Here is a 26,137-nt window from a genome sequence, read left to right as displayed (position 1 = left end):
ACCTGTGCCATTTGCCTAGCACTGCTGTATCAGCTTTATGGTCATTCTTTTGGTGCTTTAGTTTCACAAGAATCACTGGCAAAACAGGTTTCGCCAGCTGTTTTAGCGACAGCCATTCCAAAAACAATGTGCCCTATTAAATTCCCTATCATGATCAGCATCATTGAACCCTCCATTTTTGGCATGGAGAATATCATCCCCATTACACTCAACATAATTTGGGCAAAAACAAAAACAATAATTCCGAATACTGCACCTCTAAGCCACACATCTTTGATTTTATGTTTAAAAAAAAACAAATAGGTGTATCCAAAGGCAAACACTATTCCTATCATTAAGTGCATTATCCAACCTATTATAAGAGGCATTCCCAACATTCCTGAAAGCATTTCTGGTGGAGACATTTTTGGAATTCCCATCATCGGTGCAAGCATCATAACTACGGTCATTATAGCTGTTCCAATAATTCCAGCTAGTATTGTTCTTTGAATTTCTGTACTCATAATTAATTTTTCATTTACTGTTGCGGTTACCTCCATTGGAATATGGAGTTTACTCGATAATCGAGCTTTAGATGCTCCGTCCCGATAGCCGTTGGGATGCTTCGAAACTAAAGTCTCTCCTAATAAATGCCCCGAGGTAGTTTACTTCATCAGCTACAATCATCTGACTTTTAAGTTGTTTAGGGCGAAACATTAAACTCCCTCAAAGTCAGTGAACTTTCCTGTAGCTGCTAAAAAGTTGTTTGCTTGAAAAATTGACAGTAGAGTGTGATCTGTCGATTTTCCATATTGTGTTTTCTTGCGCAATTACCAAAATCTCATTTTATACAGTAATAGCTAGTAAGAAAACAGTCTTTTCGAGTGTTGATAATATTATTAACGTTAAGATTAGAATAGATACACCCGTCTACCACCTTTATACCAATAGTCCAAAATAATCACCCAGATAAATTAATTTTTTTAATCTTTCTTCGTCCTCTTTGACTTTCCTGATTTGTTCTAAACACTTATACTTTTGATTTTGAGCATTATGTACTGTCGAGTAGCCGAAATCTTTTTGGATTTGCTCAATTGTTTTTCCTCTGAAGAACATATCCCGGATGAGTTTATCACAATGGTCGGTGATTTTCATTAGATATCCTTTTAGCTTTTCTATATAGGTCTTTTCAACTTCAATGGAACTATTAATTGAGTTCGCAAAATCAAAAGACTGCATTTCATCAACAGACAGTTCGTAGTTTCTGTCCCGTAGCTTCTTAAACCATAGGTTTTTACATATAGCGTAAACATAGGTGTTTATAGAAGCTGTGAGATGAAAGTTATCTTGCCGAAGTTTTTCTACAAGCACAATCATGGCCTCTTGAAATAAATCTTCCGCATCAGCTTTATTTCCGTTGTTGTTTTGGACAAACTTTGATACTTTATGAAAATTGTCATGGTACAATTTTTCAAACGCAACGTTATTTTTAGCCTTTAAATCTGATAAAACCTTATTCATGTTTTTTGTCATGGATTTTGGAAAATGCCTGAAACAGCCGCTTTATTGATTGATTACCGCTTTGGGTACGCTGTGGTCGAGGATTATTTTTTATATTCTTTGATATGCACTTCATTGGAAGCAATAGCTTAAATTTTATCCATCTTCTAAATAGTCGGGGTTGACAAAAACATCTTCAGTTATCAACAAGCTGTTTTTATGGAATGAGGTTCCGTTTTCTCTAACCGGCGCGGTGTAATCGAATTTTGTCTTTTCTGTTTCCAAAGTATTTGGTTTGGGGTATAAGAATTAAACATAATCACAGAAATCAATAACGGGAATTTTTTTTAACGTTGAAGAACTTTTGCCATTTATTTGCTCAGGTACAATAATTTATCACCAATTATACGTTGTTTACAACCTATTATAGTCATTTCAAACCATTAGCAGTGTATCCTTATTCCTGTTGCCATTTCTATTCCGTGTTGTTCGAATTTAAATCATCATGAAATAATCTTAAAAAACCCAAAAATAAATCAATGTATATCATACTACTCATCCAGTTTCCTGATGGAATGTAGACCAACACAAATGCCAGGAACTCATAAGCATATTTTAGTTGCCGATTGGCCAGGACTAAAACACCCGCCACTAATTCAAAAAGGGCCAATAGTGCGCCAAAAAGGTATGTTCCACTATCACCCAAAAAGGCAAGGCCTTGGGACATAAGCCTAAAAACATTCCTCTAACGCAGGCTGAAAGCCCAGTTGAGTCCTCCCTTCTAACCAAACAATATGGCACGGGAATACTTTTAACCGTTAAGATTTTTAGCTGGCCTTACAGGCCGTGGGTAGTCTCATCATCATCACCTATTAGCCCAATGCGCTTCAATGGGCTGGATTAAACATCCCTTTTCAGGGGAGTGATCTAAAAACAATTTTCCTGATCCTATTCGGTAAGTTGGTATATTCCTATAACCGCAAAAAGGGTTAACATGCATAGCCAATGGTCAGTAGTCCAACCCTTGAGGTATTTGACGTTAAGAAATCAAAGAAGTGCGATGAAAAAGGCGTAGGATTTCCTGTCTAGCAGCCAGATAGACCTGATGGAAATCAGCACAAAAAGTAGCTCATACCCTATACAGAAGCGTTTTCCTGCGTGTGTGCTGGTTTTTATATCAGGCAAGCACCTCACTGCGGCGGGGCTTTTAGGTTACTTTTTTGACCTGGAGCAAAGAAGTAACAAAGGTAACGATGTGAATACTAAACTGAAGTTTGCATAAAAGGTAAATATTCTTGCCCACTGTAAATCATATAGAGCCATTTAAAATTTTTGCGGCAGATATATTCCCATATCCTTAATCCATAGACGCTCTTGGCTTCTGACATTTACCTACTATGCCCCCTTCCCTCCGGGCACCGTACTTCCTTATCCACATCATTAGTATTCATCAGGGATGATCCTTTATATTTCTGGCTAATAAAGGTCAAAACAACCAGTTTCAAATGGAAACCAACAGGGATTTCTGATGGAATTTTTCTGTAAAAATCAAACAAAAACCGTGTATTTTCATTCCGTAAGCCTGCCGGAATAGCTCCATTATCCTACCTTCAACCTACAATCATCGCAATTAAGGGAGGATGCAATGGAACCGAAAACAGATGTATTCACACTTCACCCTTAATGAATCAAAAAAATAAACCCATTTAGTGTGGTAACCACGTTATTCCAATGAAAAGAATTATACTTCCATTTGTCGTCATTTGTCTTCTGGCATCATGCGCAGAAAACCCAAGTAAGCAGGAAACTTCTGCTCCTGAAACTGCGGAAAAGTCTTTTGAAACGTACTGCAACCCGATCGACATTGATTATACCTATATGTCCCATTACCGGGCCAAAAATAATGTTTCCTATCGTTCCGGAGCAGATCCGGCCATTGTGAACTTTAAAGGAAAGTATTACCTCTTTGTCACCCGTTCCCATGGATATTGGGTATCGGACGACATGAGCAATTGGAAGTTTATCCGCCCACAAAGCTGGTACTTTAATGGCAGCAATGCCCCTGCGGCAGCGGTAAAAGACGACAAGATCATTGTATTGGGCGATCCTTCCGGAAGGGGGGCGGTCATCGAAACCGACAACCCGGACATAGGGGATTGGAAAACCAACTTTGCGGTGATCAATCCTCCCGGCGGTGTTCAGGATCCCAATCTTTTCGTAGATGACGATGGCAAAGTCTATCTTTATGAAGAATCCTCCAATAAATGGCCAATACGTGTAGTGGAGCTGGATCCGGACAACTATTATGTCCCCAAGGGAGAAGAGAAAGACCTCTTTAACCTGGAGCCTGAGAAGCACGGATGGGAACGATTTGGCCAAGATCATAAAAGTGATCTGAAACCATTTATTGAAGGGCCTTGGATGGTCAAGCATGACGGGAAATATTATTTGGAATATGGCGCTCCCGGCACACAGTGGAATGTCTATGCAGACGGTGTCTATACCAGTGACAGCCCCTTGGGGCCATTTACCTATGCCCCCTACAATCCCATCGCTTATAAACCCGGCGGGTTCCTCAAAGGATCAGGCCATGGCAGTACCGTACAGGACAATAACGGCAATTACTGGCACTACTCCACCATGGCCATATCGGTCAATTACAAATTCGAGCGCAGGATCGGTATGTACCCCGCCGGATTTGAGGAAGACGGTCAAATGTACGTCAACACCGCTTACGGAGATTATCCACATTACCTGCCGGACACCGAAGTGAAAGACCATAAGCACCGCTTCACAGGATGGATGCTGCTGTCCTATCAAAAACCGGTAAAAACAAACTCCGGAGAAGTCAATATGGATCTCAATGTAGTCGATGAAAGTGAAGGCGGATACATGCAGGAGCAGATCCGGGAATTTGACATTACCCAGATCAATGACGAAGAAATCCGGTCTTACTGGGTATCCGAAGCCAATAATGATTCGATTTATGTGGAGATCGACCTGGAAAAACCCATGGATGTAAAAGCCATCCAAATCAACTTCCAGGATTTTAACAGTGAGATCTTCGGCCGGCCGGACACGTTAAAGCAGCAATTTGTGATCAAAGCTTCCCTGGATGGAAAAAATTGGGAAACCGTCGCGGACTATTCGCAAAACCAACAGGACATGCCGCATGGATACGTCGAACTGAAAAAACCTGTGGAGGCGCGGTATGTACGCTATGAGCACGTTCACTGCACCAATAAGTTTTTGGCCATTTCCGAGCTGAGGGTATTTGGCAACGGGAAAGAAGCAGCACCTGCTACACCGGCCAAGTTCACCGCAAAAAGGCAAAGCGACCGCCGCAATACCGACCTAAGCTGGAATCCTGTGGAAGGCGCCACCGGTTATGTGATTTACTGGGGCATCAGCAAGGACAAGCTGAACCTTTCCGCACTCATGTACAGCCAAAATGAATATGAACTTCGGGCCCTCAACACCGATCAAGACTACTACTACCAAGTAGAGGCATTTGATGAAAACGGCATTTCTCAGAAAAGCGAAGTCTTGTATACAGAATGATACAAAAGGTAATAAAGAATACCCATTTTGGGTTGTTGTGGTTAATTGTAAGTGTGTTTGTGACGGCCTGCCCTTCGGGGCGGGCTGTTCAAACGCAGTTTTACACTCAATGGAAGCTTACTAAACAATAATTGCAATCCTGAAAGGGGGTAAAAACTACCAAGGCAGCCTTCTAAAATATCGATAAAAGTTTGGCACACATAATGCGCTATTTCATTCAAAATCAAATCAACCGCAACAGCCAGGGCTGCTACCTGTTTAGCTCCCTGGCTTTTTTTAATCCGTAATATGCATTAGCCTATTTACGCCATCCTCCAAGGCGGACAGGTGTTTCGACCTGTAATTGTCTCAAAATCACCCTCCATGCTTTTATACCAGTAAGGAAATTGGCTAATCAATGGATCAAGCAATATTTCTGGGGCGGGGGCGCGAGGTAAGATTTCCATACATTTGGTATGTCGTCACGAAGTCGCCAAGACATGAAGTCCTTTGTAGGCGGATTCCAAATTTCTTGGAAAACAAACTAGTTTGGGTCTTAAAGCCTTTGTGGCAAAAAACAAAATGACTATCGGTAATTTTACACGTAGTGGTACCATTCCAAAATGCGATTTCGAAAGTTAAGGAAGTCCCTTGGTGAGACCGGTTTAAGAAAAATGAGCAGGCCGTTAAGAAAATGAATTAGCTCGCGTCGTGGAACAGCGAGATCCATTCATTTTCAGGCCGGAGCAGTTTTCTTAAATTAAATTGGGTAACGTATTGTCCTCACTGGAAAACGCGTCCTTCCCAATTTAAAGGATCACCACCGGACTGGATTTTTGGTCCTTTTCATCAATGGAAATGCGTAGCATTCATGAAGACCTATTGAAAGCAATTTTACACCTGAATAAAAGAACAGAAACACAATTTATTCAATTATGCTTGGCTACGTGTATGATTGCGGAGACTCATAAAAAACAATAAAGAAATCATATTAATCCTGCTTTGTCAAATTAAGAAAGTACCTTAAAGAGAGCCCTCCTAAAATAACCGTAACATAGAAGTAGGATTAAAATAAAAGGGTTCATGCCCCCAACTTTTCCGCTTGCCCACACTAACGTGGATTTCTATTTTCCCCATTTTGGAACAAATTTGGGTTCATAGGCAGCCATCTTATCCAACATCTCAGAAGGATCATCACTGATGATCAAAAGCTCCATTTGTGCTTTCTTCAGGAAACCTTCTTGGGCAGAAAAATTCAGGAATTCGATTAGTTTATCATAATAGCCCTCCACATTATAAAGCGCCAAAGGTTTTTGGATATAGCCCAGTTGGTTAAGGGTCATGATCTCAAAAAGCTCCTCCAAGGTACCAATCCCGCCGGGCATGGCGATGAAGCCATCACCGGTCTCTGCCATCAGCCATTTACGGTCACGCATTGTCTCCACGACGGTCAGCTCTGTACAGCCATGATGGGCAACCTCCACATCCACTAATTTTTGGGGAATAAAACCATAAACATTTCTTCCCACACTTAACATATGATCTGCCATTATGCCCATCAGCCCCACCTTACCAGCTCCATACACCAGATCCATCTTCCTCAAGGTCATTTCCTCCGCCAAAGTGATCGCCTCTTTTTTATAGGCAGGATTGTTACCGGTATTGGAGCCGCAGTAGATGGTTATTTTTTTCATTGTATCGCAGTAGTAATGAGGTAAAACAATTTTACTAATAACTGGATTTTTGTGTCCTTTCCCAAGTCCTTCCAGTTAAATAAAAGAGAAATCCCCGTCCTGATAATGCCAATTTTGACCAAATGATCCCAACAATGAGCTGGACAGTTTATCCTAATCCATTAGGCAATGAGAGTTTTTCAGCTTTCACCATACATAAACCCTACTTTTCTATTAACTTTGTGCCTGCTTTTGAAACAATTAGCTCAGCGCTGTATTCCAGATAGGGAAGACAAGCCTGGCACTTAAGCATTTGATTAGGAAGAAATAAGAGAGATATCGTGAAAAAATATCAGGAGTTCAAACAAGTAGATTATCCTGGAATAGGAGAAAGTGTACTGCGTTATTGGCAGGAAAACAAGGTCTTTGAAAAATCCGTGCAGAACCGAGAGGGAGCGGAGACATTTACCTTTTTTGAAGGCCCTCCATCTGCCAATGGAACGCCGGGCATTCACCATGTGATGGCCAGAACATTGAAGGATATTTTTTGCCGGTACAAAACCCTCAAAGGATATCAGGTAAAGCGTAAGGGCGGCTGGGACACACACGGCTTGCCTGTGGAGCTGCAAGTAGAGAAGGAGCTGGGCATCACCAAAGAAGATATCGGAAAGAAAATCTCTGTAGAGGAATACAACAAAAAATGCCGGGAAACGGTCATGCGCTTCAAGGACGAGTGGGATGACCTAACCGAAAAAATCGGCTATTGGGTGGATTTGGATGATCCTTATATCACCTTTGACCCGAAATACATCGAAACCCTATGGAGCCTCCTGAAGCGGTTATACGATAAAGACCTGCTTTATAAAGGCTATACCATTCAGCCTTATTCCCCTGCTGCCGGCACTGGACTGAGTTCCCACGAACTCAATCAACCAGGCTGTTACCGCGATGTGAAAGATACTTCCATCACGGCCCAGTTCAAGGTAAAAGGACGTGAAAACGAATACATCATCGCTTGGACCACCACACCGTGGACACTTCCTTCCAACTCCGCCTTGGCAGTAGGAGAAAAGTTGGATTATGTTAAGGTCAAAACCTTCAACCCCTATACCTTCCAGCCACAAACAGTTATTTTGGCCAAGGCCAGAATGAGTGCGCTTTTTAACAAAAAAGCTGCTGACCTGAAAGTAGAAGACTATAAAGCTGGCGATAAGCTGATTCCTTATGAAGTGGTAGAAGAGTTTAAGGGTGCGGACATGCTGGGCATGGAGTATGAGCCGCTCTTCCCTATCGACGGCATCAAGCTGCCTCATCCTGCTTATACAGTAATTCCTGCCGACTACGTCACCACAGAAGATGGTACGGGAATCGTTCACCTTGCCAAAGCATTTGGTGCGGATGACTTCAGGACATTGGTGCAAGCAGGTGTACCCGGTGTATTTATCAAAGACGATCAGGACAATGAAATCCCTGTAGTAGATAAAAAAGGCAAGTTCTTGCCCGTAGTAGGTGAATACTTGCTTTCCAAAATGAAAGCGCACGAAATCACCGCACACAAAGAATACACGGCGGATGATTTCTATGTAAAAAATTACCTGAAAGAGGAAGAGAATGCACCGGAATACAAAAACACCGATGTGATCATTTCCATCATCTTGAAGAATGAAAACAAGGCTTTTAAAGTAGAAAAATACGAGCACAGCTATCCTCATTGCTGGAGGACAGATATGCCTATACTTTACTACCCACTTGAAAGCTGGTTCGTCAAAACCACTGCTTACAAGGACCGCTTGGTGGAGCTCAACAAGACCATCAATTGGAAACCGGAAGCCACCGGTACTGGCCGTTTTGGCAACTGGCTGGAAAACCTAGTAGACTGGAACCTCAGCCGTTCCCGGTTCTGGGGCACGCCACTACCAGTTTGGAGAAATGAAGATGCTACCGAAACCAAGTGCATCGGCTCTATCGCTGAACTGAACGAAGAGATCGAAAAATCCATTGCCAAGGGCATTATGCAAGAATCTCCATTTAAAGGGGAAGAAATCGACCTGCACAGGCCTTATGTGGATGACGTGATCTTGGTGGACAGCCACGGCAATAAAATGTTCCGCGAGCCAGACCTGATCGATGTATGGTTTGACTCTGGGGCCATGCCTTATGCACAGTGGCATTATCCTTTTGAAAATGAAGAAATCTTTAAGGCCAATTACCCTGCAGATTATATCGCTGAGGGGGTAGATCAGACCAGGGGCTGGTTCTTCACCCTTCATGCCATTGCCGTGATGCTGTTTGACAGTGTGGCCTTCAAAAACGTGATCGCCAACGGCCTCGTGCTGGACAAAAACGGCAACAAGATGTCCAAACGCCTTGGCAATGCGGTCGATCCATTCAAAACCCTAAAAGAATATGGCCCGGACGCACTCCGCTGGTACATGCTCTCCAATGCCAACCCCTGGGACAACCTGAAGTTTAACCTGGAAGGTGTGGCCGAGGTACAGCGCAGATTCTTCGGCACCCTACAAAATACGTACAACTTCTTCGCGTTATATGCCAATCTGGATGCCTTTACTTATGATCCGGCCAAGACCGTGGCAGTAAGCGACAGACCAGAGCTGGACAGGTGGATTATCTCTAAGCTCCAGACCCTGATCAAGGAAGTGGAAAGTGCCATGGACAATTATGATGGTACGCGAGCAACTCGTGCCATCATGAACTTCACCGTGGACCAGCTGTCAAATTGGTACGTGAGGTTGGCAAGGAAACGCTTCTGGAGAGGTGACATGAACGAGGACAAGCAAGCCGCTTACGAGACCTTGTACGAATGCCTCATGGCACTCAGCCAGTTGATGTCTTCCTTTGCTCCATTCTATGCGGACTGGATGTTTACCAACCTGACCGAAGGAGCCAAAGAAGCAGGACAGAATATCGAAGAATCGGTGCATTTGACCGACTGGAAAGCAGCGGATGATGCACTCATCAATGAAGACCTGGAGGCCAGCATGCAGTTGGCACAGGACATTTCTTCTTTGGTGCATAGTCTAAGGAAGAAGGATAAACTGAAAGTGCGACAACCACTACAAAAGATCCTCATTCCTATCCTGAACGAAAATACCAGACAGCAAATCCAACACGTGGAAGAACTGATCAAGTCTGAAGTCAACATCAAAAGTGTCGAATACATTGATGATGCTTCAGGAATATTGGTAAAAAATGCCAAGCCTAACTTCCCGCTTCTCGGGAAACGCTTTGGCCCAAAAATGAAGCTGGTGGCAGCAGCCATTGGTAAGTGGGGCCAGGAGGAGATCAATACGCTGGAGCGAAACGGCAGCATCGACATCTCGGTAGATGGAGAAAAGGCCAGCTTGGCACCAGAGGAAGTCCTCATCACCTCACAGGATATACCGGGCTGGTCTGTGGCCAGTGCCAATGGCATCACCGTAGCCTTGGATGTGACCCTGACAGATGCTCTAAAGCAAGAGGGGATCGCCCGTGATCTGGTCAATAGAATCCAAAACCTGAGAAAGGACATGGGGCTGGAAGTGCAGGACAAAATCACCATCAAGGTGGCCAAGCTGAACGAGCAGGTGGACAGTGCACTGGAAAACTTCTCGGCCTACATCCAGTCCGAAACACAAGCCCTATCACTTTACGTAAATGGAGATGTGGAAGAAGGAACTGTGCTGGACATGGACGATTTCGAACTGAAAGTAAAGGTAGAAAAAGTATAAACTAAACAAGTGCGGCCATCATGGCGCCGCTGAACTTATAGCAAATGAAATATTTAAAATACTTTGGCATTACCTTACTGGTCATCCTGATCGACCAAGTCGTTAAACTGGCCGTTGATTCGAACATGGCTATGGGAACTGCCGGCCAGATCAAGATTTTCGGTGACTGGTTTAAGCTCCATTACACAACCAATCCGGGAATGGCCTTCGGCATGCAACTGGGTTCTGAGTATGGAAAGCTGATACTGACGACCTTTAGGCTCGTAGCAATGGTCGGCATCGGCTATTACCTCTATTACCTGATCACAAAAAAAGTACACCCTGGCTATATCGTCTGCATTGCCATGATCTTGGGCGGTGCCATCGGTAATTTGGTAGACAGTGTCTTTTATGGCGTATTTTTGGGAAATGCCCCTTTTGATGCCAGCACGCCTTGGTTTCACGGCCAAGTAGTCGACATGTTCTATATCGACATTTGGGAAGGATTTATTCCCGACTGGGTACCACTATGGGGAGGAAGCTATACTGCGTTATGGCCGATCTTTAATATCGCCGACGCCTCCATCTTTATGGGTGTAGTATTCATCCTGCTCTTCCAGAAAAAATTCTTTGGAGAGGACACCAAGACCCATCAGGAAGAGGAAGAAGACGAAATACAGCGTCAGTTCATTGAAGAAAAATAATCCAAAAGCCTCGGAAACCCCGGGGCTTTTTTTGGATCAAGCCATTTTTATGGGATCTATTCAAAAGATAAGTTGACACAGGTCGCAAAGACAACAAGACATTTATTGTCCCGACTGCTGTACTGCGAAGCCACCACATTATATTTTTAACTCAAGACTACATCGTTTGTATAAGCCCCTAGCGTTTTCGCTTTGTCTAAAATCCCTATTCTTTGTGACTCTTGGTGGCGGCCCAAGCAATGGATGCCCCAACTTGCCGGCTGCACCTGTAATTGACTAATCCTGTAAGCTAAGCTTCCCTCTAGTCAAAAAAATCACCATCCCTCCTATCTTCAGGTTAACACACTATATATAAATCATTGATTTTATTTGGTTTATAAAATAAACTACTTTATATTAGTTTCATATTTAATAACTAAGCATCATCAACATGAAAGAATTATTATGCATCATCTCCATGATCCCAGCCCTTGCCAGTGGTCCTGGCCTGGCCCAATCCAGTGCTGATGAAGCGATGAGCCAATTGTCCTTCTTGGAAGGAAAATGGCAAGGTCCGGCCACTGTCACGACAGGCTCCAACCAGGCCACAGAAATATCCCAACATGAAAATGTGGAATTTAGGCTCAGCGGTAAAGCGCTCATCATTGAAGGAAAAGGCTACCAAGCAGATAGTATCGCTTTCAATGCGCTAGCCATCGTAACATTTGATGAACATAGCCAAGCATATAACATGCGGTCTTGGCTGGCCAATGGCATGAGCACTGAAGCCTACTTTACCTTGAAAGGAGAACGCCATATCGAATGGGGATTTGATATGGCCAATGGTGGTGCATTGAAATATACCATTCAGCTCGATGAACAGGGAAGATGGCAAGAAAACGGCCAATATTCTCCAAATGGCTCGCAGTGGTACCCAAGTTTCGAAATGCAATTAACCAAAAAATAAAACCATGGAAAATACAACACAATGGAACGAGAAGGATAGCATCCAGCTGATCCGCTCGATGGTGGAGTCCACCAAATACCAAATTTATCAAGACCGATTCCTATATTTTATTTGGGGTTATCTCACACTCGGATGTGCCTTGGTCCATTATATATTGGCCTACGTGGTGCAGTATCAGCATTCCCATCGTGTATGGACCCTGATGGCACTGGGAGGTGTCATGCACTTCATCTATATGGCCAAGCAAAAAAAACGCAGCAAAGTAAGTACCTATATGGACCGGGTGATGGCAGGAATTTGGGGCGGTATGGGAATAGCAATTATCCTTGTACTTTTCAGGGCCTTTGTCATTGGTTGGGATGTCGTATACCCTATCTTTATGATTTTATACGGAACAGCTTCCTATGCTACTGCGGTGGCTTTGAAGTATAAGGTATTGATGATTGGCGGTATTGCTAGCGCTATTTGCGGGTTTATTGCCTTTGCCCAGCCATTTCAATACCAGCTTATCCTACTTATGGTGGCCGTTTTGACCAGTTATATTATCCCAGCTCACCTGATGAAACCAAAATCCCCTGAGACCAATGTTTAAAACATTAAACCCCATCCTCCACAGCCAATTACGGCTGGCCATTATTTCATTGCTGATGTCGGTGGAGGATGCGGAATTTAATTATATCAAAGAAAAAACTGGGGCTACTTCAGGCAATCTCTCTATCCAGATCGGAAAACTCAAAACTGCAGGCTACGTCGAAGTGGAAAAGTCTTTCCGGGACAATTTCCCTTTGACCACCTGTAAAATCTCCAAAAAGGGAATCCAAGCCTTTGACGAATATGTCCAAGCGCTGGAGGCCTACCTTCAGGTGAAGAAAAAATAAGGGGCTCCATTGGCATTCGCTACGCTATATCGCTCCCTGTTGTTCGGACAGCTGTGTTGCAGAACCGCGTACATTGAGTTTTTAACCCAATGCTACATAGCTCGGTTTTTCCTTTGAAAACCATAACCTATTAACAATTGGATATATAAACAGGAAAGTCGCCTACACTGGGTACAAATATAATGTACTGCCACTACTCTTGGCTTATGGTCGCTACTTCCAAATAATACACCGTACTTCCAGCGGCCATGGCTGGAGGCACATCTGTGTACTTCCAATACTTACCACTAAAAGTCACTTCTAAAGCTTCCTCCGCTGTTTCCGGTAGTGGAAAATCAGCTGGAATATGGCAAACCACACCGACATCCACCATATCGACCGTTTCTGGATAATGGTAGCTTATGGCATAGCTTTCTGAATCTTCCATTCGATATAATCTTCCTTTCCTGTTTTCTACCTCTTGGACAAACTCCGTGGCTTCTGCACACTTGGAATCTGGATACTGGGGACTTGCAGGCTGGCATGCACATAAAAGGAAAATGATGACATACATTCCAAGCATCCTACACATAGCAATAAAGCGTTTTGATTCATCAATGAATTTATTGCAGAAGAAGTAGTAATGTGTTGCTTGTTAAATTTAAGGATTTTTGTTCGACAAAAGATAATTTCCAAGGGCCTTTCCCACGTGCTGGGGCTATTCAAAAAACAAATTCATACTCTCCCGACCCTAACTTTACCACTGTTTCACCTGTGACCAAGGCCTTACCGTTCAACGTAACGTTGCCGGTCGCCCTGGCTGGCAGCTTTACGGTGGCGGTAGTATTGACGGGCACCTTCACTTTCCACACAATCTGCTTCCCCTGTCTTTCCCAATAACTGCCAATCATGCCATAAGGCGAATCAAAAGAAGCTTTTACAAAATCCAATTCTTGCACAAAAACCGGATCCAGCACAAATGACTTAAAGCCGGGACTATTCTCACCGGCCTTGATTCCAGCCAAGTACTCGTAATACCACACGGTCAGATCACCTAACAGCATGGTATGATTTTGGGAATTCATACTTGCCTTGGCCACATTGCCGTGCCAAAGCTCCCAGATGGTGGTCGCACCATTTTCGATCATATATCCCCAGCTGGGAAACGTAGTGTTCGTCGCCAGTTTAAGTGCCAAATCCGCCCTGCCAAAGTCCGAAAGCGTCCGCATCAACCACTGCGTACCGATTAACCCAGTGCTCAGGTGCCCACTGTTTTTAACCTCAATCGTTTCTACCACTTGGCCAAAGACCTTTTGTCGATCCTCTTCCGGCACCATGCCAAAAGCCAATGGCAGCAGGTTATCGGTCATTTTATTTGCTCCATAAAAGCCTTCTTCATGGTAGAATTCCTTTTGGAAACCTTCATGAACTTTTACTTTCATCGATTGATAGGCGGGGATATCTTCTTGCTTGCCAAGGATACTTGCAAAGTCGCTCATCATTTCCATAAAATAGTAATAATAAGCGGTAGAAATCAATGCACTTGGTCGCTTCACATCGGCATTTTGGCCAGTTCCGGCTTCGATACTGGCCGGTGGTACTACCCAGTCTCCGTAACTGTCTTTGGTCACGATATAGTCCTCGTTCATATAGCGGTCAGCCATATAAGTGAGCCACTTTTTCATGGCATGATAATTTTCCCGGACTACACTACTATCACCCGTCTGCTGGTACAGCATATCGGCGATCATCAGGTAAGTACCTGGCCAGGTCATATTATCACTGTAATACCGCCAGTAGGCCGGTGCCACGTCGGGGAGACTGCCGTCTGCTTTCTGAGCAAGCCGGATATCTTCCAGCCACTTTTGGTACAAACGGGCATTGTCAAACATATAAAATTCACCGTGAGCACCCACAGCACGGTCTCCCAGCCAAGGCTGTCGTTCATTTCGCTGTGGACAGTCCACAGGCATGCCTTTATAATTGCCCGCAATGCCCCACCAGGCGTTTTGATAGATTTGGTTCAGCACAGGGTCTGATGTTTCAAAGTGCCCAACGGTCTTGATATTATCGTACACCACCTTCCCCACAAAGTCTTCTATTTTGGGCTCGTCAGGATAACCAGAAATCTCCACAAACCGAAAGCCATGATAGGTAAAGCGTGGTTCCCAAGTGACTTCTTTGGCGTCCTTAAGGATATAAGTATCCGTGACTTTAGCGTCGCGGAGATTGGTCATAAATAGCTCTCCATTCTCCTGGAGGGATTCTGCAAATTTTAGCTTCACCGTATCCCCTTTTTCTCCCTGAACCGTCATCTGTAGCCACCCCACCATATTTTGGCCCATGTCCAAGATATACCGATCGCCGTCAATTTTTTCCAGTGAAACAGGTTTCACTTCCTCCATCACTTTCATGTTTTCGTTCAGCTGCGCCTCAAAATCTCCCCGTGGTTCCTGCACATACTCCGCCTGGAGCCAAGATGAATCGTCAAAACCTATTTTATCCCAACCAGGAAACTCCTTGTTGGCATCATAGTATTCCCCGTCGTATTCATTATTATTTCGAATAGGACCATCTGCTGTGCCCTTCCATTGGTCACTGGTGGAAATCACTTCCTTGCTACCATCTTTATAGTGGATGACAAGATTGAAAAGGAGCTTTGGGAAGCCAAAATTCTTAATTTTATAAGGTTTGTAGTTTTGGCGCATGGTAAAATAACGCCCATTGCCCAGCATGACACCCACAGCATTCTCAGTACTTCCCCGAAGCATGGTCGTCACATCGTAAGCATTGTACTTTACATTTTGGGTGTAATCAGTTGGCGTGGGAGCCAAAACGGCATCTCCCACTTTTTGGCCATTAAGGTGTAACTCATATAGCCCCAAACCCATGATATAAACGGTGGCTCGTTTCACTTCCTTCTCCACTCCAAACTCGTGGCGAAAATACCGTGCTCCCAGGGTCGGAAAGGTCGAAATATCCTCCCAGGGAAAAGCCCTGTCAAAACCGATCCATCTGCCCCTCCAGTCCTTATAATAGAGCAGACCAAGAGACCAATGGGCCGTTTCACTCCAATCGCTCTCACCGTGGTTGGTCCATACTTTTACTTTCCAATAGACTTTGGTATCCTTGCCCAGCGCTTCACCATCATAGGTGACATGGATACTCCCATCAGAGGTGACTCTTCCGGAATTCCACACATCAGCCTTCTCTGGGCTTAATAGTTCCGGAGAAGAAGCCACTAGCACTTGATAGGCTTCCTGATAGGTCTCCTTTTGACCAGCCGAAATTTTCCAGCTCAACTTCGGATACCGCACATCAATACCTTCCGGATCAGTCAGCATTTCCACCTTCAAGGCTCCCACAGCGATGTCACCATCAGGATAACTCTTGACCATCGAAATCACCATGAAAAAAAATAATACCGAAGCTATAAGTCGTTTCATTTTGTGTTCATTTTTACGTCCTGGTCCCCTAAAAGAGGGGATCTTTCAACCGTTTGCAAAAGCTCCAAAAGAAAATCTACTCCACCACGATTCGCTCCAAATCTTCCGCATTGCCTACTTCTTCACCGTTCACCAGCACATGCAGGCCTTTGCCCTTATTATATTTTTCACCTGTTTTGTCCCAGAAGATGGTCACGATATTCCCCTGATAGGCGATGTTGTCCAGGCAAAACCAATCCCATTTATCTGCCGGTACCAGAGGGTTTACTTCCATCTGGCCATTGGGGCCTGGTCTGAACCCTACCAAACCGGTGATGATCAAATCGTTAAAAGTAGAATGATTATAGTAACGGCTACGCTCTTGGTCGCCTTTCAGCCAAAAGCCTGTTTTCTCGTCCAAATATTCCCCGATGTAGGGTCGGCCACGGTAATACTGGGATTCTACATACTTTTCCATCAGGGTAAAATAATCGGATTTCCCCACCATATCTTGATGGTAGTTGTTCAGCAAATTCGCCATGCCTGTCATAGTCTGACTGGTGGCAAACGGCCAAATAGCTCCATCCCATTCACAATTACAGCAGCCGTGGGTCCTGAAATCCGGATGTCGACATTCCGCAGTGGTCAAGCCAAAAGGCGCCAAAAAGCCACCCTCATCCGTTACCTGATCCCAGGCAGCATGATAAGGATTTTTGTCGTCGGGGAGATTGAAGTACCAGGGAATAAACCCGATGGCTTCCCGCACATTGGCGAAGCCACCTTCTTCTTTCACCGTCTCAAAAAACAAATCTTCTTGGTTCCAAAGATTCTCCTGCACCAATTCCTTGATTTCCGCTGCCTTTTGATCATACTCCTTGGCCAATACGTCGTCTCCTTTTAGCCTAGCGATCTTTGCAATCGCCTTAGCATTGCCATACATGTAGCTGTTAATCGTGGGACGCACATTTTTGACATGACGTCCACCACTGATGGATTCTTCCATGCCATCTTTCACGTCTATCTGCCAAAAAAGACCGTCTTCCCGCTGGCGGTTGTCCACCCACCACTGGTACTCTTCCTGCAAATCCGGCAGCATGTCCAGCAGGTATTCCTCATCACCGGTCACCAGATATCTGTGATACAAAGCATCCGCAGTCCAACTGCTGAAACTATGTAGCTTTTCCATTGGCTCGCCGTCATTGCCCCGGTACCAAGTGTGGACGATCTGGTCCAGGTACTTAGGGTCATGCAGCCAGCGGGATTCATAAATATGATGCCCCAGGGCACAGCTGATCAGGTTGTATTTGTCCGAATAAGACCGCTCCACCAAAAACTCCGTCATGGCATAGCCCACAGGTGTTTCCTTGATATGCTTGCGCAGTGACCACCATCGGAAATAAAAAATCTCTTCAAAATTTTTCTGGGGAGCCTCAAAAAGTGGAATATTATCTTCCATCCACGCCCAAGAATCTTCATTGGAAATGGCCTGGGTGATATTTTCATCTTCCATGCGACTAAAATAGTCAGCATAGTGTTTAAAGTTCTCTTTCTTTAAGATCGCAGGGCCCTGTGCCTCCACTGTAGTGGCGCAGCTGCCCAACAAGACGGCTGTAAGAAGGCCGATAAAAGGTATTTGCAAAGGCGCAAAGGCGATAAGTATTTTTGGGTATTGCATGTCTTAAATTATTGATTTTCCTCTGAAGATCTTTCATGTTCTATGCTGGCCATGATGGCCGGAGCAGTCCCTTTGGGATCATTGTCTTTGACGAGCTCTGAAATATAGTACTCAAAACTCCCGTCGCGATTGCCATCACCTCCCAGTCCTGCTACAGAGCAAACATCGGTAACGGACACGGAGCCATCTTCATCTACTTTAAAAAACTCGTTGACCAAGCCTTCGTAGCCCTTATTTGCAGTTGCTATATAGCTTTTGGGCAAATAACCTTTGCGAACGCCTTTGTATAGAAAATACACAAACATTCCTGTCCCGGAAGCCTCTAGGTAATTGCCCTCACGGCTCCCCTGATCGGTCACTTGGTACCAAGCTCCTGTCGCTGGATCTTGGAAATCTGCTATGCCTACCGCAATGCTATTGGCCATTTCTATCAGCTTAGATCTATGTGGATGGTCTGCTGGTAAATAGTCCAGTACATCCACAATCGCCATCACATACCATCCCATGCCCCTGCTCCAGAAGTTGGCCGATAGGCCGGTTTCCTTATCGGCCCAGTCTTGCTCCCTGCTCTCGTCCCAGCCATGGTACAATAGGTGCTTTTCAGGATTAAAAAGCACCTCATAAGCGGCAATTAATTGCGCCGTGGCATCATCCATATATGCTGGCTGATCAAAAGCAGCCCCATACGCTGCCAAAAATGGCCCTGCCATATACAGACCATCCAACCAAACTTGATGGGGATATTTCTTCTTATGCCAGAATCCACCATCCGAAACCCGTGGATGCTCCTCAAGCTGCTTGATTAAGGTATCCAAGGCAATACGGAACCTTTCTTCTCCCGTCTTCTCGTACAGGGGAATCAGTACTTTACCGGAATTGATGTTATCGATGTTATAAATCTCCATTTTGTAGGTCTTGATGGTGCCATCACCTTCAATGATATTATTGCCAAAACCTTTTACAAAATTGAAATACTTATCATCTCCTGTGTAGTGCCACATGTCCAGCATGGACTTGCACACCAAGCCTTCATGGTAACCCCAATAGGGATCTTCCACAATCCAGTCTTCAAAGCGAATGATATCGGAATTGGCCAATCGTACCGACCATTTCTCTTCCATTGCAGGAGCTGCTTCAGCCTGCTCTTGGCTATTCTCTTTTTTACCTCCACAGGAAAACAGGACAATGGCTGCGCCAAGGATCAACTTATAATTTATAATGTTCTTTTTCATGTCATTTTTGTTCATTGACTCAATTTGTAATGTACCTACGGGACAATTCCCTAATCCACAAACCTGCCATTGCACCCTCTATCACAACGGAAAGTGATAACCGTAGAGGAACACAGATTTAAGATCCCAAAATTAACATCTGTGTATACCTGTGTTCAATACCCACACCCGTTCATGCCCTAAGAAGCACTATGTAAGAGCCACCATTATTGGGAAATATTACAACCTTTTATTTCTTCAATCTCTCTACCTGTCTTTTCACCCCCTAGTCTCCTAAAAGGGGGAATAACCGCAAATGTGCTGGTATCTTTCCAAGAAAAATCTCTGGACGAATGAGCTGCCAGCACTGCTTCCTTTTTACTAGAATGTCACAATTTTCCAATCTTTTAATCTTCCAATTCACAAACAACCCTAATACAATAGCTTACCTGCCAGAAACTGTATATACTTCACCAGGTTCAGTTGCCAAGTCATATTCATAATAGTCCGGCAAGTCCACCGGATTCAATGTTGCTTTCTCGGAAACTAGCGGCTGTTGGACTTTAGGCAGCGCGAAGAAATGATTAGGATTCTCTCCAGAAGCTTCGGCTAGCCCTTTTGCTTTTAACTTATTGGCAGATCGGAGCCGTAGGTTTCCACCAAGGGTGGATTTGATCACCAGCTTGTCCACCTTATTGTCCTTCCAGGTCAGCTCGACAATTTCGAATCCACCTCTTGCGCGCAAACCTTCGATGCTTCCTTCATCCCAAACACCGGGCAGGGCCGGCAACAGGTGGATCGCCCCTTCCTGGCTCTGCATCAACATCTCGGCAATTCCCGCTGCACAGCCAAAATTGCCATCGATCTGAAAAGGAGGATGCGCATCAAACATATTGGCATACGTTCCTCCGCCACGGCTGGAAGGGGTTACCAGGCTCAGCTGGTTTTGCAACAATTTATAAGCGTGGTCACCATCGAGGAACCTTGCCCAAAGGTTCACTTTCCATCCCATGGACCAGCCAGTGGATGGATCGCCCCTGAACATCAGCGAAGTCCTGGCTGCATCAAATAATTCCGGCGTTCGGAAAGGTGAAATTTGGTTGCTTGGGAATACGCCGTAAAGGTGCGACACATGGCGGTGCTTATCCTCAGGGTCATCCCAATCGTGCATCCACTCTTGCAGCTGCCCGTATTGTCCCACTTGCATGGGCGCCAATCGCGAACGGGTGGCTTTCAACGTATCTGCAAAAGCTTCATCTTGTCCCAGAATTTCACTGGAACGGATCAGGTTGGAAAACAGGTCAAACATCAGCTGGTTATCCATGGTTACCCCTGCCGCAATGGTCGCACCATGCACATGGCTGTTTTCCGGTGAACTTGAGGGAGACACGACCAACCAGCCGTGCTCAGGCTCCTCTATCAGTACATCCAAGAAAAACTGTGCGGCCCCCTTCATGATCGGGTAAGCCTCTTTCAGAAAATCTTCATCCCCACTGTACAGGTAGCGCTCCCAAAGGTGCTGGCTCAGCCATGCCCCGCCACTTGGCCACATCCCGGAGGCTGCATAATCGATGGGGCCTGTGATGCGCCAGATATCCGTATTGTGATGAAGCACCCATCCACGCGCACCATACATCATTTTGGCCGTTTCCTGACCGGTTTCGCTCACTTCCCGCACCATTTGCAGAAACGGCTCATGCATCTCACTCAGGTTGGTAAGCTCTGCCGGCCAATAGTTCATTTCAGCATTAATATTGACGGTGTATTTACTCTCCCAAGGGGGGAAAAGCATGTCATTCCAAATGCCCTGCAAATTGGACGGCTGCCCTCCCGGCTGGGAGCATGAAATCAATAGATACCGTGCAAATTGAAAATACAAAGCTGCCAGGTGGGGATCAGTTACTTCTGAAAACTGCTGGATCCGCTGGTCTGTAGGATGATCAGCTGCTTCTGTGGTGCCAAGGTCGATGGCCACACGATCATAAAACTGCTGATAATAGTCCACATGGGCGCTCTTGATGCTTGCAAAATCTTTTTGGTAAGCAGCATCTAAAATTTCTCCTGCCTTCTTTTCGTATTCCACCGAAAGGTCTTTATAACTCTTGAAATTGGTTGCAATGGAAATGTACAAGGTCACTTCATTGGCACCCTCTACGCTGATCAGTCCATCTTTGATGACCAGCTCACCTCCTTGGTTGGTGGCTTTTATTCTTCCTTGGAATTTTACGCCGCCCCGTTGGTGGTCATGGGTCTGGGAAACACCGGACAGTGTCAGCTGATCCTCTCTTACCCGCGCTACGGCATTGTCATGGGGACTGGTCATTTGGACATTACAGGTAATACTGCCAGGTTGGTCTGCCGTCAATTTCACCATGATGACATCATCCTCAAAAGCACTGAGGACTTCTCTTCTGTACTGAACGCCGTCCACGGTATAGCTCACCGTGCTGATGGCCTCTTCCAGATTTAGGTCACGGTAATAATCCTCGTAATCTTGATGGCCGGGAAAGGAAATATAAACATTGCCAAATGTTTCATACGGCATCCCGTCATTGGTCTGGGACATGATTTTTTCGTCGGCCAGCTCCTGGGCGGCCTGATAATCTCCTTCGAAAATCAGCTGCTGAACGTAGGGAATGGCTTCCTTGGCTTTGCTGTGGGCATTGCTATTGGGTGAACCCGCCCAGATGGTCTCCTCATTCAGCTGCAACCGCTCCATCGCTGGTGCCCCAAAGACCATTGCGCCGAGGCGACCATTTCCTAAGGGCAAGGCTTCGTTCCAGTTGGATGCCGGCTTATCGTACCAAAGCTTCCACGGCGTATCCTGCGCCTGAAGGCTGGTCGTATGTGCAAAAAAGACGAGAAGTAAGAATGTTGTCCAACGCATTGGCTTTTGAGTTATTAGGTTATTGAGTTACTTGGTTTTCTGGTCGACAGTCCACGATCAACGGTCCTCCGTGGACGATGCTTCACTAATCCGGATTACAAATTCCGAACAGCGTTGCTGTTATATTGTTGCTCCAGTCGGCACAGCTGTTGTCCTGAGTCTGAAACTCAATGTTAGCAGGTTCCGCGGAACATCTGGCAGGACAACGGGCAATCTTGTTTCCAGGTGAAGCGATCCCTTCACTCCGCTATCCCTTCATAAGCAATGACGGACATGATGGGCCAGGCATTTGAAATGACAATTATTCCAAGACATTAAACAGGGCATCTTTCCCTTTAATGGCACTCTCAGGAAGATCTTCCCCATTTTGGCCAAACACTTTCAAGGTTTGCTCCTCTTCAATGACTACACCGCTTTCATCCACCTTTCCTTCATCATTCTTTAACTTATCAATATGCAAGCCTAAATGTTCTGCCATAAACGGATACATGGCCTGACGTTTGGAATATTTATAGTCATGGCCTTCTTCCGGGAAGTGCGCATTGGCCACCTTATTTTCGGCACCATAAAATCCATACGTCCGCTGGATAAATGGAAACTCTAATTCCGGTACAGTATGGGTCCAATCCCCTCCATCAGAAATGATCAACAATGGTCTGGGTGCAGCCATTGCCGCAATTTCCGCATTATTGGTTCCGCCTCCACATAAGTGGATAGGTTTGCCGCTTTCGCAGGGACATCCTCCCGAGAAGTGAGAGGAAACCATCACTGTGGGCACAGACACGCTGATTCGATCATCAACGGCCGTCAGCAGCATGGTCTGCGAACCACCGCCAGACCCTCCAGTAATGCCCACACGCTCAGGATCAGTTTCTGCAAGCGCGGAAAGGTAATCGATCCACTGGATGCCATTCCAGGTTTGGATGGTATGCGCGGCACTCAACCGATGGTCTTCGGAAGCAAACTGTAACTGGGATTCACCCCAGGCAAAAAGATCGTATCCTACCACCACGGCTCCCATTTTGGCAAGCGTAGCAGCTCGGATCTGTTCACTTTCCCGATAGCGTCCCTCACCAAAGTGGCCATTGGGCATAATGATGATGGGAAGGTTCTTTTTCAGCGGACGAGGTCTATATACTGAGCCAGTGGTATAAATGCCCGGCAGCACTTCCAGGGCAACATTCTCCACAGAATAGCCCTTATGATTTCTTCGCTTGGTAATGACTGGTTCGGAAGATGGCCCCCTAGGAAGTTCCAATATACCAAGTGCCTCGATCATGCATTGGCGCAATTGGGATTTTCTGTCTTCCCAAGCAATTCGATTATCATAAAGGCTTTCGAAATACGCCAGCTCTTCCTGAGCAAATGAGATGGATTTTTTATGGTATTGAAAAGGCTTGATGGAATAGGTCTTTGCTCCCTCCTGGTAATAGGTTAGATCAAAAGGTGACAGTACTGCCGTAAGGGAATTCTCCAAATTTCCTGGCCTAATTCGCCAAAAAGCATAATCCAACACTTTGTCCCCCAGTAATTTTTGGTCGTACTGTAAAGTGACTTGAAAAGTCGTTTCGATCCGGTCAAGGGTCTCCTCTAAAGTAGCCCGATAATTTTGGTCAGCATCTTGGGCATACAAGTCAGTAAGTCCACTGAACAAGAAAAGTGTAGTCATAAATGACAGGACAAGAAATGAATTTCCCTTCCCCCTGTGCACGCTTCTATTTACTAAAAGGGAGGTAATCGCACAGGTGCACGGTCGACGGTCATTGGTCGACTGTGGACTTTTCTTTTTATTTATGTCAAAAGAACCCCATCTTACTGCACCCATCACACCATTGGCTTTTCCAACTCAAAATATCTATAAACTGCCTCCGGCCACGCATAGCTGCCTGGCTTGATGGTCAGCACCATGTCATGATCGACGGCTTTTAGGCGCACCACTCCGGGGCTAAGTTCTTGCATGGGAATCAGGGCTCCAAGGGACAGTTCTTCGATCACTGCGCAGGTCGTAGCCCCACCTTCTAACAACAGTTCTCGTACAGGCACTTCTTCGATCACTCTGGACACTGCCTGTGCGGTACGCTTCTTCAGAATGGCAGGATAATTTTTAAAGCTCACTTTCTTCTTGCCATAAGCCATGATCACCCGGTCCCCTTCCATGAGCCCCTGTCCTACATCATGCACCCAAGCCTCTGTACCGGCAGGATTGTATTTCTCTTCCATCAGCAATTCGGGCATTTCACTCAGGTGAACTCCTTTTTCCACGGCCTTCTCCACAAAGTCCTTGCTATTTTGGTGGCTACTTCCGGCGATCATCAAGCTGTTACCCACAAAAGAAAGCGGATCGGGTTCCTGACCGCGCATCCATTCAGGGAAATTTCGCTTCAGGCACATTTCAAAAAACGCTGCGCTCCCTGCCGGCAAAACGGTACCATCCATCAGGCTGGCCCAGGCATAGAGATCCTGCATGGTTTGGGAATCAGGGATATTGAATCCTCCTTGAAGGTCTTCTTCTTCCGAAAATTTGCCATAGGCCACGGGCAGTTCGTCTTCCCTCAGCAAGTCTTTCACATTCGCAGAAAAAGCCGGAAAGGTAGGATCATCCTTAAAACTGGTTTCGTTCAGCGGCCTTCCCTTTACATAATAAATCCCATCGCTGATGCTCCTGCCCGTATAGGGATTTGCCGGTACCAGCAGCATCTTCTTTTTGTTCAACTTATTGGCCAGCACCTTAAGCTCTGAAGCTACATGACCCCGCATTGCGGAGTCTGATTTTTTAAAAATCCACGTAATGCCCATATCCAATAGCTCGGAGGCTATCCTGTCGGTTTCCTTGAGGGCGTTCGCTTCTGCCATCGAACGGGTATCCGTGGCAATAACCATCACTTCAGCTCCACTGGCAGGACTGGCGTCCAGGGAAAAAGAAACAGGAATGCCCCATCTCAGGCATACTCCGGCAATCTCTGCTGCCCCGGTAATATCATCGGCTATAACTGCTATCATGTTTTTTTCTGTTTTGGGCCATCGGAATGGCATAATCAATCGCTAAGTTCAACGCATCCTCTGAGGCAATTCCCCGCCCGGCAATTTCGAAGGCAGTACCATGATCCACAGAAGTACGGATAATCGGTAAGCCAAGGGTGATGTTTACCCCTTTTACACTTTCCATCGTCTTGGTTTCATTGTTCCATTTGAAGCCTACCATCTTGAAAGGGATATGTCCCTGATCATGATACATGGCTACACAGCCATCGTAATATCCTTGAACGGCTTTGGCAAATAAGGTATCCGGAGGAACTGGCCCCTCGGCGACATATCCTTCTGCTTGTGCCGTCCGTACAGCAGGTAAAATTTCTTCGTCATCCTCTGTACCAAACAGTCCTCCATCACCCGCATGCGGGTTAAGGCCTGCCACGCCAATACGCGGCTTTTCGATCCCAAACTGCACGCAGGCATTGTGTAACAATCGGATTACGTCCAGCACCCTGCCTTTCTTCACCAGGTCACATGCTTGCCTCAAAGGCACATGGGTGGTCACATGGATTACCCGGAGGTTTTGCTCCACGAGCAACATCGCAAATTTCTCCGTGCCGGTAAACTCTGCGTATATCTCTGTATGACCCGCATAATGGTGCCCTGCTAAATTAATGGATTCTTTGTTGATCGGGCTGGTAACTGTCGCATCAACTTCATCACTTAATGCCAGTTCAATGGTCTTTTTCACCGCTTGGAAAGCCGCTTCACCGGACATTGCACTCACCTTACCAATCTCCAGTTGGTCCAATGCTACATTATTCAAGTCCACAACCTCGATCACTTGTGGGTCAAACTTGGCTTGGTGAACCTCCTGAATCGCCTTCACGGTCAATGGAGCATTTAGCTGTTTGGCCATCCTGGCAATGGTTGCAGCATCGCCCACTACCAATGGCTTGCACTTGGCATGCAATCCTCCATCCCGAAAGCTTTTCACAATAATCTCAGGTCCTATACCAGCGGGATCACCCATGGTGATGGCTATTATTGGTCTTTCCATATT

17 protein-coding genes are annotated in these 26,137 nt (G+C 45.5%); 6 read left to right on the top strand and 11 right to left on the bottom strand.

Annotated elements, in window-relative coordinates:
- Positions 1 to 41: 41 nt before the first annotated feature.
- Positions 42 to 539: a DUF6789 family protein gene (locus tag FKX85_RS05630; RefSeq protein ID WP_141613794.1), complete on the bottom strand. Its 498-nt coding sequence runs from the start codon at positions 537 to 539 to the stop codon at positions 42 to 44.
- 379 nt (positions 540 to 918) lie between these two features.
- Positions 919 to 1,500 (bottom strand): RNA polymerase sigma factor, encoded by a 582-nt coding sequence (locus FKX85_RS05625; protein ID WP_141613793.1) that lies wholly within the window; start codon positions 1,498 to 1,500, stop codon positions 919 to 921.
- A gap of 1,710 nt (positions 1,501 to 3,210) precedes the next feature.
- On the opposite strand from FKX85_RS05625, the gene FKX85_RS05620 reads away from it, so the two are divergent.
- Positions 3,211 to 5,040 carry a family 43 glycosylhydrolase gene (locus FKX85_RS05620; protein WP_141613792.1) on the top strand — a complete coding sequence of 610 codons (1,830 nt, stop codon included), beginning with the start codon at positions 3,211 to 3,213 and terminating at the stop codon, positions 5,038 to 5,040.
- A 1,103-nt stretch (positions 5,041 to 6,143) separates the two neighbouring features.
- Here the strand turns inward: FKX85_RS05620 and FKX85_RS05615 are convergent.
- Complete coding sequence (locus FKX85_RS05615) at positions 6,144 to 6,713, bottom strand: LOG family protein (protein ID WP_141613791.1); 570 nt, start codon at positions 6,711 to 6,713, stop codon at positions 6,144 to 6,146.
- A gap of 320 nt (positions 6,714 to 7,033) precedes the next feature.
- Here FKX85_RS05615 and ileS point away from each other — a divergent pair, with 320 nt between their 5' ends.
- The 5 genes from ileS to FKX85_RS05590 all read left to right on the top strand — a co-directional run bounded on the left by ileS (position 7,034) and on the right by FKX85_RS05590 (position 12,927).
- On the top strand, positions 7,034 to 10,420 hold the full coding sequence (gene ileS / locus FKX85_RS05610; protein WP_141613790.1) for an isoleucine--tRNA ligase: 3,387 nt from the start codon (positions 7,034 to 7,036) through the stop codon (positions 10,418 to 10,420).
- A gap of 44 nt (positions 10,421 to 10,464) precedes the next feature.
- A complete protein-coding gene (locus FKX85_RS05605; protein WP_141613789.1) occupies positions 10,465 to 11,103 on the top strand; it encodes a lipoprotein signal peptidase in 639 nt (212 codons plus the stop codon).
- A gap of 430 nt (positions 11,104 to 11,533) precedes the next feature.
- Complete coding sequence (locus tag FKX85_RS05600; protein WP_141613788.1) at positions 11,534 to 12,049, top strand: DUF1579 family protein; 516 nt, start codon at positions 11,534 to 11,536, stop codon at positions 12,047 to 12,049.
- Positions 12,050 to 12,053: 4 nt separating this feature from the next.
- On the top strand, positions 12,054 to 12,641 hold the full coding sequence (locus FKX85_RS05595) for a hypothetical protein (RefSeq protein WP_141613787.1): 588 nt from the start codon (positions 12,054 to 12,056) through the stop codon (positions 12,639 to 12,641).
- Positions 12,634 to 12,927 carry a winged helix-turn-helix domain-containing protein gene (locus FKX85_RS05590; RefSeq protein ID WP_141613786.1) on the top strand — a complete coding sequence of 98 codons (294 nt, stop codon included), beginning with the start codon at positions 12,634 to 12,636 and terminating at the stop codon, positions 12,925 to 12,927. The genes FKX85_RS05595 and FKX85_RS05590 overlap by 8 nt, the downstream gene beginning before the upstream one ends.
- A gap of 193 nt (positions 12,928 to 13,120) precedes the next feature.
- Here the strand turns inward: FKX85_RS05590 and FKX85_RS05585 are convergent, their stop codons facing one another.
- The 8 genes from FKX85_RS05585 to pdxA all read right to left on the bottom strand — a co-directional run bounded on the left by FKX85_RS05585 (position 13,121) and on the right by pdxA (position 26,134).
- On the bottom strand, positions 13,121 to 13,498 hold the full coding sequence (locus tag FKX85_RS05585; RefSeq protein ID WP_141613785.1) for a hypothetical protein: 378 nt from the start codon (positions 13,496 to 13,498) through the stop codon (positions 13,121 to 13,123).
- Between the two features lie 130 nt (positions 13,499 to 13,628).
- Positions 13,629 to 16,352 carry a glycoside hydrolase family 78 protein gene (locus FKX85_RS05580; RefSeq protein WP_141613784.1) on the bottom strand — a complete coding sequence of 908 codons (2,724 nt, stop codon included), beginning with the start codon at positions 16,350 to 16,352 and terminating at the stop codon, positions 13,629 to 13,631.
- A gap of 76 nt (positions 16,353 to 16,428) precedes the next feature.
- Positions 16,429 to 18,006 carry an MGH1-like glycoside hydrolase domain-containing protein gene (locus FKX85_RS05575; protein ID WP_141613783.1) on the bottom strand — a complete coding sequence of 526 codons (1,578 nt, stop codon included), beginning with the start codon at positions 18,004 to 18,006 and terminating at the stop codon, positions 16,429 to 16,431.
- 8 nt (positions 18,007 to 18,014) lie between these two features.
- Entirely contained in the window at positions 18,015 to 19,238 is a 1,224-nt protein-coding gene (locus FKX85_RS05570) for a glycoside hydrolase family 88/105 protein (RefSeq protein ID WP_141613782.1), read from the bottom strand.
- Between the two features lie 424 nt (positions 19,239 to 19,662).
- A complete protein-coding gene (locus FKX85_RS05565; RefSeq protein WP_141613781.1) occupies positions 19,663 to 22,104 on the bottom strand; it encodes a glycoside hydrolase family 95 protein in 2,442 nt (813 codons plus the stop codon).
- A gap of 301 nt (positions 22,105 to 22,405) precedes the next feature.
- A complete protein-coding gene (locus FKX85_RS05560) occupies positions 22,406 to 23,773 on the bottom strand; it encodes an alpha/beta hydrolase family protein (protein WP_141613780.1) in 1,368 nt (455 codons plus the stop codon).
- A gap of 155 nt (positions 23,774 to 23,928) precedes the next feature.
- Positions 23,929 to 25,104 (bottom strand): four-carbon acid sugar kinase family protein, encoded by a 1,176-nt coding sequence (locus FKX85_RS05555; protein ID WP_141613779.1) that lies wholly within the window; start codon positions 25,102 to 25,104, stop codon positions 23,929 to 23,931.
- Positions 25,082 to 26,134, bottom strand: a complete 1,053-nt coding sequence (pdxA, locus tag FKX85_RS05550; RefSeq protein ID WP_141613778.1) for a 4-hydroxythreonine-4-phosphate dehydrogenase PdxA — start codon at positions 26,132 to 26,134, stop codon at positions 25,082 to 25,084. The genes FKX85_RS05555 and pdxA overlap by 23 nt, the downstream gene beginning before the upstream one ends.
- Positions 26,135 to 26,137: the final 3 nt, after the last annotated feature.

It is taken from the genome of Echinicola soli, assembly GCF_006575665.1.
GTDB lineage: Bacteria > Bacteroidota > Bacteroidia > Cytophagales > Cyclobacteriaceae > Echinicola > Echinicola soli.
The sequence above is the reverse complement of the archived record's forward strand: the minus strand, read 5'-3'. Positions and strand labels throughout refer to the sequence as shown.